The following is a 15481-nucleotide window of genomic DNA, read 5'->3' as shown; positions in this document are numbered from 1 at the left end:
GGCCGTCCACTGGCATTTTTAAAATAAGGTTTCTTTCTAAACCACAACAGTATTCAGCCTTTCCGGTTAGATTATTCCTCCAATTCTAAAATTTTGTAACTTGGCCTAAAGCTTATGCTATGAAGAAAATACTGCTTGGAGCACTCATTGTGATCCTTGTTTTTTTTGGGTATCGATATTTTGAAAATCAAAGGATTGAGCGGGAGAATCTTGAGGAGAATACGGTACTTATCCAGGAGCAGATTAGAAATGTAGGAAAATTAGTGGTAACAGAAGGCTCTTTTTCACAGGTTTATTCTTACAACGATTCTAAAAGTTTCTATTTTGATGTTTTATCTGCCAGAAAGAAAGCACTTATAGTTGTAAATGCAGAAGTTACCGTGGCTTACGATTTGAGCAAATTGCAAACCCATGTCGATGAAAAGAATAAAACTGTAAATATTATTCATATTCCGGAGGAGGAAATCTCTATAAACCCAGATATAAAATATTACGACGTCACGCAGGATTATCTCAATCAGTTTGATGCTTCAGATTATAACAAGATCAAAGAAAGGATTAATAAATCTATTCAGAAGAAAGTTGAAAATTCCAACCTGAAGTCAAACGCCAGGAACAGGTTGGTAAGTGAGCTTCAGAAAATTTATATTCTTACGAATTCCATGGGATGGACATTAACTTACAACAATATTCCTATCCAGGATTCAGGAGAATTTGAAGAAATAAAGATGTAAAGCTAGCTCACAAGTGCGGAATCTACAAGTTCAATTCCATCTTCTATTAAATGCGAAATTTTGGGACGCCTCTTTTTTAAGTCCGTTAAATGGTCTAGTGCTTTTTTTGCCAATTTTCGATCCTGATAAACCGCCAGCTCATAAATTTCTACGGACAGTAACCAGTCTTTGGGATGGTCTTTCTTTACAATATCGAATGCTGCAGAAAGAGAGAACATTGCATTTTTCCCTTCCCTGATATTTCGTACAGATTCGTAAAGGTTTTCAAGTTCTTCTTTTTCCGGACTTTTTGCACTTTTTATTGTGGTTGAAGAGGTTTTGTGGGTAATCAAATCAAAAGAATACACATCTGCAGGACCCGCAAAGGCAGAAACCACCTCTTTACCAACCGCCATATCATATTTTCCCCATTCCGGCTTAAATAGAATGCGATCGCCGTAACTCACCGTACAATTCCTGAAGCTAATCAGGATAATTTTGCCCTGAAGATTTCTTGTTCCCGTGATAATTTCGCCATTTACGACTATTCCTCCTTCAAATTCCAGTTTTACATTTTTCCCTTCATAAATGTCGTAAGCCTTCAGATCTCTTGGGCTCATATCTTCGATAGCAAGATTAATTCCCTTGAGTTTTCCTATCGGAGAGCCAAAACCTTCAGGATGATTTTCAGAGCCATGACCTACCAGCTCCTTTTCTTTATAAGAAAGTGCAGTTTTTCCGGAAGTACTTATGTAAACCGGTTTTCCTTCTCCGGAAATAACTTCTGAAAAATCTCCGGAAATCTGGATACCTGTGCTCAACTCTATAGTTCCAAGGTTTTTTGAGTCTATCAGTTTCTGAACGCCTTGCAGTCCACCGGTACGCAATGCCATTGTATTTGCAAATTCCTCCAAAACCTGACTCAGATGTGCAAAATCTGGTGTCACGTATAATTGTGGCTGAGGTTTGGTAATATCAAATTCCTGATCGGCAGCTGCTATGGTGTATGGCAGTTTTTTCACTTTATCTGTCATACACCAGGTGCTTTCTCCAATGGAGGAGAGAAGTCCGGCGCCGTAAATTTTTGGGTTTTCCAAAGAGCCAATGAGTCCGTACTCCACCGTCCACCAATGCAGGTTTCGGATTTTCGCCATTTCACTCGCCTTACCCATATTATTCTGGAGGTAATCTACTTTCTGCTGGGCAGCTGCGATGTCTTCTTCAGGAATTCCTTCAGCCTCTTTTAAAATAGAAAGATGGCGAATGGCTTCATACATTTCATAATCCCTGGAACTGGAAATAGCTTTACATCCAATTTCGCCAAACCTCCTGAGATATTCCGCATATTCAGGATTGGCAATAATAGGAGCGTGGCCTGCACCTTCGTGAATAATATCTGGCGCGGGAGTGTATTCAATATTCTCCAGTTGCCGAATATCACTCGCTATTACCAGTACATTGTAAGCCTGAAATTCCATAAACGCAGCCGGCGGAATAAAACCATCTACAGCAACCGCAGCCCAGCCAATTTCCTGCAAGATTCGGTTCATCCCATACATATTTGGTATATGTTCTATAGAGATTCCGGTTTTTTTTAAACCTTCCAGGTAAGAAGAATGAGCTACTTTGCTGAGGTAACTTACGTTTTTTCGCATCACATAACGCCACACCGCCTGGTTTATAGAACTGTATTCCTCATAATTCTGTGGTTTTATGTATTGCTGGAGATGCGCGGGTAAACGGTCCAGGATTTCGTTTGACTGTATTTTATTCAGCATAAATTAGAGCGATGCGTTGTATTAAAGATACAAAAATCAGCTGGCAAAATCATGCAGCGCAGGTGCAGCTATATAAATAAAAAAAGCCTCTAAAAAAGAGGCTTCAATCTATAATACTTTAGAGCGTATTTATTCTTTTGTTCCGGGAGGATATTTCTCCAGGATTTTGGCTACAATTTCGTTTATTCTCTCCTGTTTTCTTTCAACTTTTTCAGCAAGAGCGGCAGTTCCCATTCCCTGCCATACAAGCTCTCGGGATTCGGCATCTACAAGATCGAGGTACAAAGTTCCTTCACTGGTGCGGTTTACGGTGTTAAAACCAGATCCCCAGAACCATGGATTCCATCCCCAGCCATAACCCCAACCAGGCATCATGTTATTTTGATAAACATTAATGTTTTCGTTGGTTTTCGTGAAGATGCTCACTAAAAGGTCTGGTTCTTCAGATTTCGTAAAGCCTTTCGCCAACATTTCTTGCTCAATCGCTCTTAAAATCCTCTTTTTGTCAAGGTCAGAAATTTCTGCGCGATCAATACCGGGTTTAAAAAAAGCAAAGGTGTTATAAGAATCAAAATTTGCTTCGCGATCGTAATCTGAAGCTACTCTTACCGTACTGCAGGAAGTAAACAAAACTGCAAAAAGCAACAGGAACGGTGTAAATCTTAGGATTTTCATAGGTGTATAGTTTTGATGATATGTTCTTGTTTGGAACGAAATATTAGCGATAATAAAATTTTCTGACCTTTCTAAAAAAATAGGTTATTACTCATTTAATTTAAAAAAGGAGCAAAGAAAAAGCTTTTCGTCCTTCAAAAAAGGACTCAAGAATCATGCCGATTAAAAACAATTTGTTGCTCTGGCAATCTGTTTCTCAGGGCTAGTCCTGCCGGTTTGTTTTTTTATTGTAACCATACGGGCAGTGCCGGCAACCGCTTTCACAGCAATAGCCACGCTTTAAATGGTACTGTTCTGTAAAGCATTTGTAGCCCTCAGGCGTGAGGTAATAATCGCCCTCTTCTAACGGAATTTTTTTCTTAAAAAAACTCATAGCACAAAAATACAATTCTTATCTTGAAAGTATGATTCTGGTCGTGAACAAATATTTGCTTGGCAAAGGCTTTAAAGGGATCACCCTCTGGCCTTTTATAATTCTAAAATATCCGTGGCTAAAGGACGACAGGCTGCTAATTAATCACGAGCGCATCCATTTGCGGCAACAATTGGAATTGCTCGTTGTTTTCTTTTATATCTGGTATTTTATAGAATTTCTCATACGTTTGCTTAGACATAAAGATTCTCATAAAGCTTATTTAAATATAAGTTTTGAACGGGAAGCTTATAAAATGGAAAGTGACGGCCAATATTTGAACCGAAGAAGTTTTTGGGCTTTTCTAAATTATCTGTAACATTCATTGTTTTGCATCTTCCGCTTTTTGATCTTTGTGAAATGGCTGATATTTTTAAAACTGAAGAAATTGCTGTTCCCAACGAGTTTATCGGGAAATTTTCGGCTAAGAATATTTCGGTTTACTTAAAGCGGGAAGATCTTTTACATCCTGAAATTTCCGGAAATAAATTCAGAAAGCTTAAGTACAATATTCAGGAAGCAATTACGCAGGGAAGGCCGAAAATTGTCACTTTTGGAGGTGCGTTTTCCAACCATATCGCCGCCACAGGTGCTGCCGGAAAAATGGCAAATATCGATACTGTGGGAGTGATTAGGGGAGAGGAACTGGCTGTGGATTTGCCGAAAACTTTAAAATCTAACCCTACACTTAAGTTTGCCAGCTCCTGCGGAATGGAATTTAAGTTTATTTCACGTGAGGAGTACCGAAAAAAGGAAGATCCGGACTTTCTTGAAGCTCTAAGGCAGGAATTAGGCGATTTCTACCTCGTTCCGGAAGGCGGAACCAATAAACTGGCCATAAAAGGATGCGAAGAGATCCTTAAACCTGAAGATAAAGCATTCGATTACATCTGTACTTCAGTGGGAACGGGCGGCACCATTGCCGGCATAATAAATTCAACTTCAAAAGATCAAAAAGTACTCGGATTTTCAGCATTAAAGGGAGATTTTCTTACTTCCGAAGTAAAAAAGTTCACTAAGGCCGATAATTGGCAAATTTCGACCTCCTTTCATTTTGGTGGTTATGCAAAGGTGAACCGGGAACTTATCAACTTTATAAATAATTTTAAAAAAACATATCACATTCAGCTCGATCCCGTTTACACAGGCAAATTACTTTTTGGTATTTTTGCAATGATTGAAAATGGCGATTTTCCTGATAATGCTAAAATTCTGGCTATCCATACCGGCGGACTTCAGGGAATTGAAGGAATGAACAGGCGTTTGGCGAAAAAGAATTTACCTCTAATTGAAATTTGAAATGAAGATAAACCGAATTCTCTTACTATTTGTACTGAGTATTTTTATCTATTCCTGCGGAAGCAAGAAAAAAGTGGCAACCACAGAAAGAACTTCCGATAGGGAAGTTGTGGTACGGGGAGAAGCAGAACGGCACATTCCTGAAGGTGCCCCGGCTCCCGTTAGCCACGCCGAAAGTGTGGAGCAGTACATCGCGATGTTTGCTCCCATTGCGCAGGAAGAAATGCAACTCTATAAAATTCCAGCGAGTATTACGCTTGCCCAGGGTATTTTGGAATCTGGAGCGGGAAAAGGCAGGTTGTCCAGAAATGCAAATAACCATTTCGGAATAAAATGTCATGGCTGGAACGGTGGCAAGATTTATCACGACGATGATGCGAGCCAGGAATGCTTCAGAAAATATAATCACCCAAAATATTCGTATCGCGATCATTCTCTTTTTCTTGCCGAAAGACGCCGTTATGCCGAATTGTTTGAACTTGATATCGATGATTACAAAGGCTGGGCGAGAGGTTTAAAAAGAGCCGGTTATGCTACAGATCGAAAATATCCAAATAAGCTAATCGATTTGATTGAAAGATATCAGCTTCAGCGGTTTGATGAAGAAGTTTTGGGTAGACCTTCAAAAAGTTACGCAGATGTCGCTGATGGAAACAGGGGCGGTACCACGCACCTTGTTCAAAAAGGTGATACTTTATATTCTATAGCAAAGCGCTATAACACGACGGTGGCCGATTTACAACGATCTAATGATCTGGATGGAACCACGATTTCCATTGGCCAGCTGTTGTATATTAATTAATAATTAGAATCCAGTATTTATGATTTATAAAAGAAGCAGCGAGTTATTCGCTTCAGCTCAAAAAGTAATTCCCGGTGGGGTAAATTCTCCGGTTCGAGCGTTTAAAGCGGTTGGCGGAGAGCCAATTTTTATAAAAGAAGCCAGGGGCGCTTATATTTATGATGAAGATGGCAACGAGCTTATCGACTATATTAATTCCTGGGGTCCGCTTATTTTAGGGCATGCCCATAAACCGGTTATCGATGCGCTTGTGGAAAGGGCGAAAAAGGGAACTTCCTTTGGAACTCCAACCGAAATTGAGACTAAAATAGCCGAACTGGCGGTAAAAATGGTTCCGAATATCGACAAAATAAGAATGGTGAATTCCGGAACTGAAGCTTGTATGAGTGCTGTACGACTTGCACGCGGTTTCTCCGGAAAAGAAAAAATCATCAAATTTTCCGGTTGTTATCACGGGCATAGTGATAGTTTTCTGATCCAGGCGGGAAGCGGAGCGATTACTTTTGGGACACCAAATAGTCCCGGTGTGACTGAAGGTACCGCGAAAGACACTTTGCTTGCTACCTATAACAGCCTGGAAAGCGTAAAACAATTAATTGACGCGAATAAAGGCGAAATTGCCTGTCTAATTATTGAGCCTGTTCCCGGAAATATGGGCTGTATTCCTCCTAAAGAAGGATTTTTGGAAGGGCTAAGGGAATTGTGTGATGCAAACGATATTCTACTAATTTTTGATGAGGTAATGTCCGGATTCCGCCTTGCACAAGGTGGAGTCCAGGAAAGACTTGGAGTAAATGCCGATATTGTGTGTTTTGGAAAGGTGATTGGAGGCGGACTGCCAGTCGGCGCTTTTGCTGCGCGCAACGAAATTATGGATTACCTGGCGCCGGTTGGGCCGGTTTACCAGGCAGGAACCTTAAGTGGGAATCCGCTGGCGATGGCTGCCGGGATGGCGATGCTTCAGGAGTTGCATGATAATCCTGAAATCTATAAAAGCATAGACGAGAAAACTGAATATTTACATAAAGGAATAGAAAAGGCTCTGAAATCTAATGATGTTCCTCATACGATTAACAGAATGGGCTCAATGATTTCGGTTCATTTTTCTGAAGAGCCTGTACTCGATTTTGCTTCTGCAGCGACGGCGGCATCCAACGGTAAATTCAATAAATTTTTCCACGGATTACTGGAAAACGGAATTTATATTGCCCCGAGTGCTTTTGAAACCTGGTTTATAAGCGAAGCCTTGTCTTATGAAGACCTGGATAAAACCATCGCAGCGGTAGAGAAAGTTGCAAAAGATCTTTAGAAGTAAGTATGTTTGGAGTGATACCTTAGATTGTGTTGTAATGAAACAAAAATTAGCTAGTACTTCTTCTAAATTTTAAGAGAACTGCTTTATAAATTCGTCAGGTAGTGGGAAAAAAGAAAGAAAATAAGGAATTAAAACTATGGGACACGACTGTAAAGTTATTGATTAGTCTTTCTGTTTTTGCAATTTTAACTGCATTTATAGCTCCTTGGCTAGTTGCAGCAATTACTCCCGAAGTTCAATGGGATCACAAGGAAGCAGGTTATCTGGATTATTTTTTAGAAGGATTGGCTACTCCTTTTCTAGCCATTGCGGGAATATTAGGAACGTTTTTAGCATTTTACATGCAGCTTCGAGCCAACCAGATTCAGATAAAGAATTTTCAGAAAGAAATTAAACTTCAAAAGCAACAGAATAATATTAATCAATTTGAAGGAAAATTTTATGAGATGATTCGCTTACATAAGGAAAATGTAAAGGAAATTAAACTGATGATTACGGAAAGAAATTCCGAAGGGAAATTAGACTATAAAGAAGTGAATGGCAGAGATGTTTTTCAATATTTAGAAAATGAATTGAGAATTATTTATAATTTCATTTTAAAAGAGGGAGGTTTTAAGGGAAAAGAGTTCGACACAGCTTACCATTCTTTTTTTTTTGGAGCCATAAACTCACATGCCTTCGATGAACTGACCCCTCTTGTAGAAGAACATGCCAGCAGGTTTCTGGAATTTACAGAGGGACAATCCGAAGATTATTTTTATAAAAGTTTTGTAATTGCCAAATATAAAATTTTACAAGGTCATGAAAATAAATTAGGACACTATTACAGACACCTTTTTCAAACTGTAAAATTTGTTGCAGATCAGAAAAAAACTTTTTTAAAGTATAAAAGAAAAAGGAATTACCTGAATCTTCTTAGAGCACAACTTTCAAATTACGAGCAACTTATGCTCTTCTATAATTATGTAGCTTATGCTCCTGAGTGGGAGGAAGGGAACAAGTTTTTTAGTGATTATCGAATGGTTCATAACCTGAATAGAAATTTAATTCTTGATTCTATAATCTATGATGGTGAAAGAGAGCTTATTAAAGAATTCGACAAGCTTAAAGTAAAGGAGAAGACAGCTAGGAAGTGCAAAGATCCTGATCCAATATTTGATATTGAATACATATGACTCCAAAAGAGGCCTATTTCTTATCAGGATGTGATTCCTTCCGGATATATTTTTCTGTTTCAGAATTTAATTCAGCTCCAAGAAGAATGATAAAGCTGGTAAGAAAAAGCCATAGCATAAGTACGACTACTGCGGAAATTGAGCCGTAGACTTCGCCATAACTTCCAAAGTTGCTTACGTAATATGAAAAGCCCCAGGAAGCGATTAACCACAGAATAGTGGCTAGAAGAGCACCGGGTAATACCCATTTGAAGGCGGGCGTAGTACGGGGAGGAGCGTATTTGTATACCAGCGAAAGAAAAAAGACCACGATGGCAGCAAGTAGTAACCAGCGTCCATAACTAATTAGCGTTTCAATCCCAGATGGGAGCCCCAACATATGTACAATGGCCGGGAACGCAACAATAAGAGCCATACTAATAATTATAAGTATAACGGCACCTAAGGTAAACAGTAGGGTAAGCGCATTTTCTTTTATAAATCCGCGTGGCTTGTTAGGTCCGTACGCAATGTCTACTCCTGTAAATAAAGATTTTGTTCCTTTGTTGGCACTCCATAAACTGAAAAGGATACCAAAAGCCGTTCCCCATCCAAGTGTTGATCCCGAGGTAGACATAAAATTCTCTATCTGGCTTTCCAGTATCCCAAAGGCTTCCTGCGGCATCATTCCCGATAATTGTGATAATTGGCTCTGAATTTGCTCGGGGCTAACGGCGAGTCCGTAGATGGAAATCAGCGCCAAAATTGCCGGGAAAACTGCAAGAAAAGCGTAAAAAGCGACTCCGGCAGAAACAATGGAAACGTTATCTTCAGCAATTTGATCCTTTACGCTGAATCCTATCTTTTTCCATCCTGAGCCTTGAATTTTTGTTGGGGATTTAATCCCTTTTATTTCGCGCACGTGTTCAGACATTTGTTTTTTCTGATTTAACCGGAGCGGAAGTTTAAATCTTATATGGAAATATCTTCCCAATCCTATTGGTTTTTCAAATTACAGGAAAGAGGTTGGTTATCAAAAGCCTTTAAAGGTACTTTAACTTTAGTTGAAATTTAATTTCACTAGTTTTTGTGGTAAGATTGGAGAGAAGAGTTTATTCGTTGGAAATATAATCTGCAAGGTATTTGGCATCTTTTTTTATTCCGCCAAGTGTGGCAGAGCCGCGGGTGTAGAGCCAGGGCAACCCTATAAAATAGAGTCCGTCTATGTTACTTACTCCGCGATGATGTTCAGGATATCCGTTTTCTGTTAATTCCAGCCCTTCAATCCATGTGAAGTTTGGACGATATCCAGTTGCCCAAACAATATTTTTCAGATCCGTTATCTCTTTATTTTCAGTGTAAACAATGTTTCCTTCAGCATTTTTAACCTTTCCAACTAGCGTTACATTTTCCCGCCGGAGGATAGCCTTTACATCGGTTCCTATAATAGGCTGTCTGGAGGTGCTAAGTTTCTTTCCTATCCACGAATCTTTACTGAAGCCAAGAATCCCGGACTTTTTTAACCACCAGAATAATGTTTTTCTTAATATTTCCTGCGGAAGGATTCTCACGTTGCTTGTTCCGGAAAAATATACATTAGATTCTCCTCGCGATATTTCGTCCAGGATCTGAAATCCCGAATCTCCCGCACCAACCACCATAGTTTTCCCCGGCTTCAGTTGATCTGGATTCTTGTAATAGTTGCTGTGAACCTGAAAAATTTCAGGATCAATTTTTTCAGAAAAAGAAGGGATGTAGGGTATATGAAATGGTCCGGTGGCGACAATTACATTTTTTGCCTTTAAATCTCCCTGCGGACTTTTCAGAAGAAAATGGTTTTCTCTCTGGAGTATTTTTTCAATTAATGTATTAAACTGAATGGGAAAATCATATTCTTCTGCATAAGCTTGAAAATATTCTGCGACCTCATCTTTAGAAGGATAATATCCTTTAGCTCCCGGAAAATCCAGACCGGGAAGATTATTAAATTCCGAAGGTGTAAATAAGGTAAGGGAATCCCAACGATTGCGCCATGAAGCACCTATTGAAGCTTCTTTATCTACCAGAAGAAAGCTTTTATTCAGTTTTTTTAAGTAATAAGCCATAGACAAACCTGCCTGTGCGGCTCCAACAACTATAAAATCCAGCATTCTGTTAGTTTGTTCAAAAATAGGATTATTCTTAGATACTGCTAAATCTTTTAAACTTTCACTAACTTGAAGTGATGTATCTAAAAAAGCAATTCTATGAATAAGAAAATGCGGCCATACGTATTGGCAGAAACCAACTGGAAAAATGTAAGAAATGAAGAGTATACGTTGGCAATCCTCCCGTGGGGAGCGACCGAAGCACATAATTTTCATCTACCTTATGCAACAGATAATATTTTAGCTGAAGGGGTTGCTATAGAATCTGCCCGCAAAGCCTGGAAAGAGAAAGCTAAAACCCTGGTGCTGCCCACGATTCCGTTTGGGGTAAATACCGGGCAGATGGATGTGAAATTCTGCATAAATATGAATCCCACCACGCAATACGCTGTTTTAAAAGATGTAGTACAGGTTCTTGACGGACATAAACTTAATAAACTCGTAATTTTAAATGCCCATGGCGGTAATAATTTTAAGCAAATGATAAGGGAGCTTAGTGTGGAATTTCCCAATGTTTTTGTATGTGCTGTCAACTGGTGGCAATCTGTAAATCCAAAGCCATATTTTGATGAACCCGGCGACCATGCGGGAGAACTGGAAACAGCCACCGTGATGCATTTAGCTCCAGATTTGGTGCTTCCGCTGGAGGAGGCGGGAGATGGTGCTGCTAAAAACTATAAAATAGGAGGTCTTAAAGAAGGCTGGGCGACAGCCCAACGGGAGTGGACAAAAGTCACCAAAGATACAGGAGTGGGAAATCCAAAAGCAGCCACTGCCGAAAAAGGAGCTGCATTTTTTGATGCTACTACTTCCATGATTTCAGAATTTCTGGTGGAGCTCCATGTAACAGACTTAAATGATTTTTACGAATAGGAGTAAATGAATTTGCGAAGTTTCTGCATAGAAGTTAATTTTCATTTTTATCCTCTAAATCTGATGATCGCTCTGCTTTTCCCCGAAAATAAGCAATTATAGAAGGTGCGGTGAGGCCATGGAGAATAATAGAAAATAGAATAATATAAGCGGTAATTGCATACAATTCTTGTTTATAATCAAAATGATCAAACTGCAAAAAAGCCCAGGACAAGTAGAAAACGGAACCTATTCCCCGAATTCCTAAATAACTAATCGCCAGTTTTTCCTTTATCTTTTCTTTTTTCAGAAAAATTAAAGGAACCATTCCTGCAAGTGGGCGAATGAGTACTACAAAGATTAGAGCAAAGATAATTCCTTTCCAGTCGGTTAAGCCCAGCACACCATTCATAATAGAACCGCCAAAAAGAATGATCCAAACCACCAGTAATAAATGCTCTATTTCAGTTATAAAGTCATGGAGTTTCTTCTTGTAATCGCCACTAACTTTTTCATAATACCGTAAACTAAAGCCGGCGAAAAACACAGCTAAAAACCCGTAGCCATGTAAAAGTTCACTCAGACCGTAAGTCATTATGGTGAGGGAGAGGGAGAGAAAACCTACAAAAGTTTTAACCCCGGTTACATGGTGCAACCTGTCGAAGAGGTAACCAATTAGCCTCCCGATCCCCAGACCTATTAAAATACCAAGTGCAATTTTAAGCAAGAATTCGTCGAGAACCCAGCCCGTTAGATCAAAGGCAGCCCAGCTTCCCGCCTGTGCAACTAAAACGGCCATATAAGAAAAAGGGAAAGCTATACCATCGTTTAATCCAGCTTCTGCGGTTAAAGTAAATCTTACGTTATCTTCCGGACTTTTTTCTGCAAGAGGATCGTCTAATTGCACTTCTGCAGCGAGAACAGGATCTGTTGGGGCAAGAATTGCCGCCAGTAGAAGGGAAGACGGTAAACTCAACACAAGAAAATAGGAACCCATTAAATATGCAGAAATCATACATATAGGCATTGTAATAAAAACCAGGAGTAGTGGTTTTCTCCATGCCTTGAGGGTGTATTTAGCTCCAATTTTTAGCCCCGCGCCCATAAGGGAAATAATTACAATAGCTTCAGAGAAATACATTAGCTCCCTGTCATTCCACAATGGGTCGGGCCAACCCAGAGGGATGGCAACAGCATGCATTGCAAGACCGATTAACAATAAAATGATTGGGGAACTAACCTTCAGCTTTTTGGCAATAGAAGGGAGCCAGGCCATAATGAGTGTGGCAAATCCAAGGCCGGCAAGAACGATATAATGATCTTTCATATAATATATAAAGCGTGAAAATAACAGATAATTACCTGCCGCTCAAAATTTTTGCAAAAGGCTAACATCTATTGCTGCATTAGGTTTAACGTTGTACCAGGGGATAATACTTATAAAAAAACCGCTTCCAAAATTGGAAGCGGCTATAAAATTTTCTATTTCCAAATTCTAATTTCCGGATATAGTGTCAATATCTGTACTGTATTGTGCAGTATCTGCCGTTGTTGGGTTACCTGGTGTTAATCGGGAATCAGCTCTTTCTGTGGGTATTTCCCTCAGAACTTCTGCAGCCCTTCTGAAAAACCTCGTAACGGCTTCACTATTTTCTGAAGAAGCCTGGGTGGTAGTACTTTCAATAGCATTAAGGGTTTCCCTCAAGTCTTCAATTTCATCAGACAATTCCGGATACCTGTTTCTTTGAATTTCTTCAAGGTTCCTCACTATAATTTCTCCTGCACTTTTAATACTGTCATTAGAAAGAGGAGCGTTTGAAACTCTTGTAGAGTCGGCTAAGTTTTCCAGATCAGATTCCGGTTCACTGCCCATACCACTGGTCTGTGAGCTCACAGCTAATCCTAGTTTTTGAAAGGCTTCCCTGGTATATTGCGGATTTACGCCTAAGCTATCTTCGTCTCCCTCGTTTTCAATATAACTCAAATAGTCCGCTGTAGCATTTTCTGGATAAGCATTATCTGTGGTTTCCTGGGTTTCATATTGCTCCAGTTGCTCAATTTGGTCATCATCCTGCATTTCATCATCAGTTTCATTTCCATCTGCCCAAACGAAGAAATAAAGGAGTGCCAGGATAACAAGGATTGCTAGTAATATCCACGGCCAAACCGGTTTTTTCTTTTCTACTCTTATTTCTGCCATATCTTCTTTTTTTAAGTATTTTGATTTAGTTATCAATTAAAATTAAGAAAAATTGGAGAGGGAAGGGATTAAACCTCTACTAAACAATTGTTAATAATAAAGTTAGCTTTTTCCGCAGATACGGGCCGCTACGGTTGTAAAATGAAAATCCTACTTTTAATTTAATGATATTAGGTAATATTCAAAATATATAATTCTCAAATATTTGATCCTCTTACCTTTATATGACTAAAATCATATTTTAAAAGTGTTTTGTTGCATAGATTTGAAGTGTTAATCAAAAAACCTTTATTATGACGGTAGATATTAATTGTGCAGGAGTATCTTGTAAAGGAGATCTTTTTCAATATGTCATAGCAAACCTTTTAAAGCTGGAAAAGCAATATTCCTGGCTAAAAGCTTCTGAAGTATTCTTCAAAGATGTTGATGATGCTGAAGGAAAACGAAAAATTTGTGAAATAGAATTGAAGATGCCGGGATCGGGTGTTTTTGCTTCTGCAAAGAATACAGATTTTCAATTAGCAGCAAAAGAAACAATTAAAATATTAAATAAGCGTCTACGCAAACACAATGAATCATTCATAGCATAATATTTTGGGTGATTAGTTAAATTGTTTAGTTTACATCTACTATAACTTACCGCCCTGCAACCGCCGGATCTTTCGGCGGTTTTTTACTGAAAATTACCATTTTCAGGCTATCACCGTATTTTATATTTTTCGGAAATAATTCAATAAGTTTACGAAAAAATAAAACTTCGGTAATCCCACAACTTCCATAGAAAGAGCATAAGAAAGATAAAAGCGACTGTAAATTCCATAAATGTAGACGCCAGGAAACCGATAAAAGATCCGAAAGCTGCCTTTACTGCAGTTTTTGAATCGCTTTTATTAATAAGTTCCCCGATAAAAGCACCTACAAACGGTCCAATTAAAATTCCAAAAGGAATTGGGGCGATAATCCCAGCAATTAGACCAATAGTAGTTCCTATCATTCCTGCCCTGCTGCCTCCAAAGCGCTTTGTTCCCATAGCGGGAACTAATAGTTCCAGTGCATATATAACAATAGCAACTATGAGACTTATACCCAGGAACAAGTAATTTATAGGAACAGATGGTGCCAGGTGAAAAATTAAAAGGCCAAGCCAGCTAATTGGTACGCCAGGCAAAACGGGTAGAATGCTTCCAATAATTCCCAGGACCATAAAGAAAGCGGCAATACTTATAAGGATGATGTCCATGTTGTTTAACGCTACTTTACCAGAGATTAATTTTTCAGTAGAAGTTTAAAAAATTCTTTTACTTCGTCTAAATCTTCTAAAGAATAATCTGCGTAAGTTTTATTTCCATGGTCACCAACCAGAATTCCCAGGCCGTCATCAATATATTTAAAAGCATCTTCATCTGTAACATCATCGCCTATATAAACCGAAAAATTCTGATCCTTTTCCCCCAGCTGCAGTTTTAAAAATTCCACGGCTTTCCCTTTGTGCCAGTCTATAGCGGGGCGTATCTCGATCACTTTTTTTCCGTCTGCTTTCAATAATTCCGGATAATCTTTTAGGATTTCAGAAACACGGTTGTGGACTTCAGGAGCGCGGCTTTCGTCTACCTGGCGGTAGTGGATGGCGAGTGTGAACTTTTTCCGTTCAAAATCTACGCCTTTAATATCCTGTAACTTCTCCTTAAGTATAGGCTCGATTTTGTCAAATATCGGCAGTACTTTTTGTGCCTCATCATTTTCCTTGATAAAATTTCTCGGACCTGAAATTTCAAAACCATGGCTTCCGGCATAATAAAGCTCCGGTAGGTTAACCCTTTGGCTCACATCCTTCATTCCGCGTCCACTCACTACTGCTGTAGGGTGAACCTGCGATAATTGCTTCACCAGGTCTCGCATTTCTTCAGAAATTGCCGCATCTTCATGCTTTTCTACAATAGGAGCAAGCGTCCCGTCAAAATCGAGGAAAAGTAAAGGTTTTTTTACTCTGAATTTTTCTTTTAGTTCCTCTACATTTTTTAGCGCAGAAGGGAGTTGATTTGCCATTTTGGTAGTTTTTAGTTTTTCAATTTTTTCTGAAGGATTTCTAGAAGTTTTATGATTTGGAACTGCAATTGCAAAACCAGAGGTCGAA

General features: G+C 39.1%; 17 protein-coding genes. 8 read left to right on the top strand and 9 right to left on the bottom strand.

The genetic code is table 11. The annotated features are described in order from the left end of the window. Window positions 1-119: 119 nt before the first annotated feature. The gene (locus RM549_RS15070; RefSeq protein ID WP_311686293.1) at window positions 120-734 is read left to right on the top strand and encodes a DUF4230 domain-containing protein; all 615 of its coding nucleotides are present in this window, start codon (window positions 120-122) and stop codon (window positions 732-734) included. 2 nt (window positions 735-736) lie between these two features. On the opposite strand, the gene RM549_RS15065 is transcribed toward RM549_RS15070, so the two are convergent. From RM549_RS15065 to RM549_RS15055, 3 genes are all read right to left on the bottom strand, one after another. Continuing rightward, window positions 737-2491 carry an aromatic amino acid hydroxylase gene (locus RM549_RS15065; protein WP_311686291.1) on the bottom strand — a complete coding sequence of 585 codons (1755 nt, stop codon included), beginning with the start codon at window positions 2489-2491 and terminating at the stop codon, window positions 737-739. A 129-nt stretch (window positions 2492-2620) separates the two neighbouring features. Next, on the bottom strand, window positions 2621-3166 hold the full coding sequence (locus RM549_RS15060) for a DUF4136 domain-containing protein (protein WP_311686289.1): 546 nt from the start codon (window positions 3164-3166) through the stop codon (window positions 2621-2623). A 202-nt stretch (window positions 3167-3368) separates the two neighbouring features. Beyond that, window positions 3369-3539 carry a C1orf53 family protein gene (locus RM549_RS15055; RefSeq protein WP_311501335.1) on the bottom strand — a complete coding sequence of 57 codons (171 nt, stop codon included), beginning with the start codon at window positions 3537-3539 and terminating at the stop codon, window positions 3369-3371. Window positions 3540-3582: 43 nt separating this feature from the next. On the opposite strand from RM549_RS15055, the gene RM549_RS15050 reads away from it, so the two are divergent. The 5 genes from RM549_RS15050 (at window position 3583) to RM549_RS15030 (ending at window position 8169) form a co-directional block, all read left to right on the top strand. Beyond that, window positions 3583-3897, top strand: a complete 315-nt coding sequence (locus RM549_RS15050) for a hypothetical protein (protein ID WP_311686287.1) — start codon at window positions 3583-3585, stop codon at window positions 3895-3897. 41 nt (window positions 3898-3938) lie between these two features. Further along, a complete protein-coding gene (locus RM549_RS15045) occupies window positions 3939-4877 on the top strand; it encodes a 1-aminocyclopropane-1-carboxylate deaminase/D-cysteine desulfhydrase (protein WP_311686285.1) in 939 nt (312 codons plus the stop codon). Between the two features lies 1 nt (window position 4878). After that, window positions 4879-5679: a glucosaminidase domain-containing protein gene (locus tag RM549_RS15040; RefSeq protein ID WP_311686282.1), complete on the top strand. Its 801-nt coding sequence runs from the start codon at window positions 4879-4881 to the stop codon at window positions 5677-5679. Between the two features lie 19 nt (window positions 5680-5698). Then, the gene (hemL, locus tag RM549_RS15035) at window positions 5699-6988 is read left to right on the top strand and encodes a glutamate-1-semialdehyde 2,1-aminomutase (protein ID WP_311686280.1); all 1290 of its coding nucleotides are present in this window, start codon (window positions 5699-5701) and stop codon (window positions 6986-6988) included. 107 nt (window positions 6989-7095) lie between these two features. Further along, the gene (locus RM549_RS15030) at window positions 7096-8169 is read left to right on the top strand and encodes a putative phage abortive infection protein (RefSeq protein ID WP_311686278.1); all 1074 of its coding nucleotides are present in this window, start codon (window positions 7096-7098) and stop codon (window positions 8167-8169) included. A 13-nt stretch (window positions 8170-8182) separates the two neighbouring features. Here RM549_RS15030 and RM549_RS15025 read toward each other — a convergent pair whose 3' ends face one another. After that, window positions 8183-9082: a YihY/virulence factor BrkB family protein gene (locus tag RM549_RS15025; protein WP_311686276.1), complete on the bottom strand. Its 900-nt coding sequence runs from the start codon at window positions 9080-9082 to the stop codon at window positions 8183-8185. Between the two features lie 178 nt (window positions 9083-9260). Beyond that, window positions 9261-10298, bottom strand: coding sequence for a flavin-containing monooxygenase (locus RM549_RS15020; protein WP_311686274.1), 1038 nt, complete (start codon window positions 10296-10298; stop codon window positions 9261-9263). Window positions 10299-10394: 96 nt separating this feature from the next. On the opposite strand from RM549_RS15020, the gene RM549_RS15015 reads away from it, so the two are divergent. Next, window positions 10395-11168 (top strand): creatininase family protein, encoded by a 774-nt coding sequence (locus tag RM549_RS15015; RefSeq protein ID WP_311686272.1) that lies wholly within the window; start codon window positions 10395-10397, stop codon window positions 11166-11168. 34 nt (window positions 11169-11202) lie between these two features. Here the strand turns inward: RM549_RS15015 and RM549_RS15010 are convergent, their stop codons facing one another. Next, window positions 11203-12474: a cation:proton antiporter gene (locus tag RM549_RS15010; protein ID WP_311686270.1), complete on the bottom strand. Its 1272-nt coding sequence runs from the start codon at window positions 12472-12474 to the stop codon at window positions 11203-11205. Window positions 12475-12642: 168 nt separating this feature from the next. After that, the gene (locus RM549_RS15005) at window positions 12643-13347 is read right to left on the bottom strand and encodes a P-loop NTPase family protein (protein WP_311686268.1); all 705 of its coding nucleotides are present in this window, start codon (window positions 13345-13347) and stop codon (window positions 12643-12645) included. 293 nt (window positions 13348-13640) lie between these two features. Between RM549_RS15005 and RM549_RS15000 the strand changes: the two genes are divergently transcribed. Continuing rightward, window positions 13641-13937 (top strand): HPF/RaiA family ribosome-associated protein, encoded by a 297-nt coding sequence (locus RM549_RS15000; RefSeq protein ID WP_311686266.1) that lies wholly within the window; start codon window positions 13641-13643, stop codon window positions 13935-13937. 149 nt (window positions 13938-14086) lie between these two features. Here RM549_RS15000 and RM549_RS14995 read toward each other — a convergent pair whose 3' ends face one another. Together RM549_RS14995 and otsB are read right to left on the bottom strand one after the other, a co-directional pair. After that, the gene (locus RM549_RS14995) at window positions 14087-14587 is read right to left on the bottom strand and encodes a DUF456 domain-containing protein (protein ID WP_311686264.1); all 501 of its coding nucleotides are present in this window, start codon (window positions 14585-14587) and stop codon (window positions 14087-14089) included. Between the two features lie 26 nt (window positions 14588-14613). Continuing rightward, window positions 14614-15393, bottom strand: coding sequence for a trehalose-phosphatase (gene otsB / locus RM549_RS14990; protein WP_311686262.1), 780 nt, complete (start codon window positions 15391-15393; stop codon window positions 14614-14616). Window positions 15394-15481: the final 88 nt, after the last annotated feature.

The organism is Autumnicola patrickiae, assembly GCF_031846525.1.
Classification (GTDB): domain Bacteria; phylum Bacteroidota; class Bacteroidia; order Flavobacteriales; family Flavobacteriaceae; genus Autumnicola; species Autumnicola patrickiae.
This window is presented reverse-complemented; position numbering and strand designations above follow the sequence as displayed.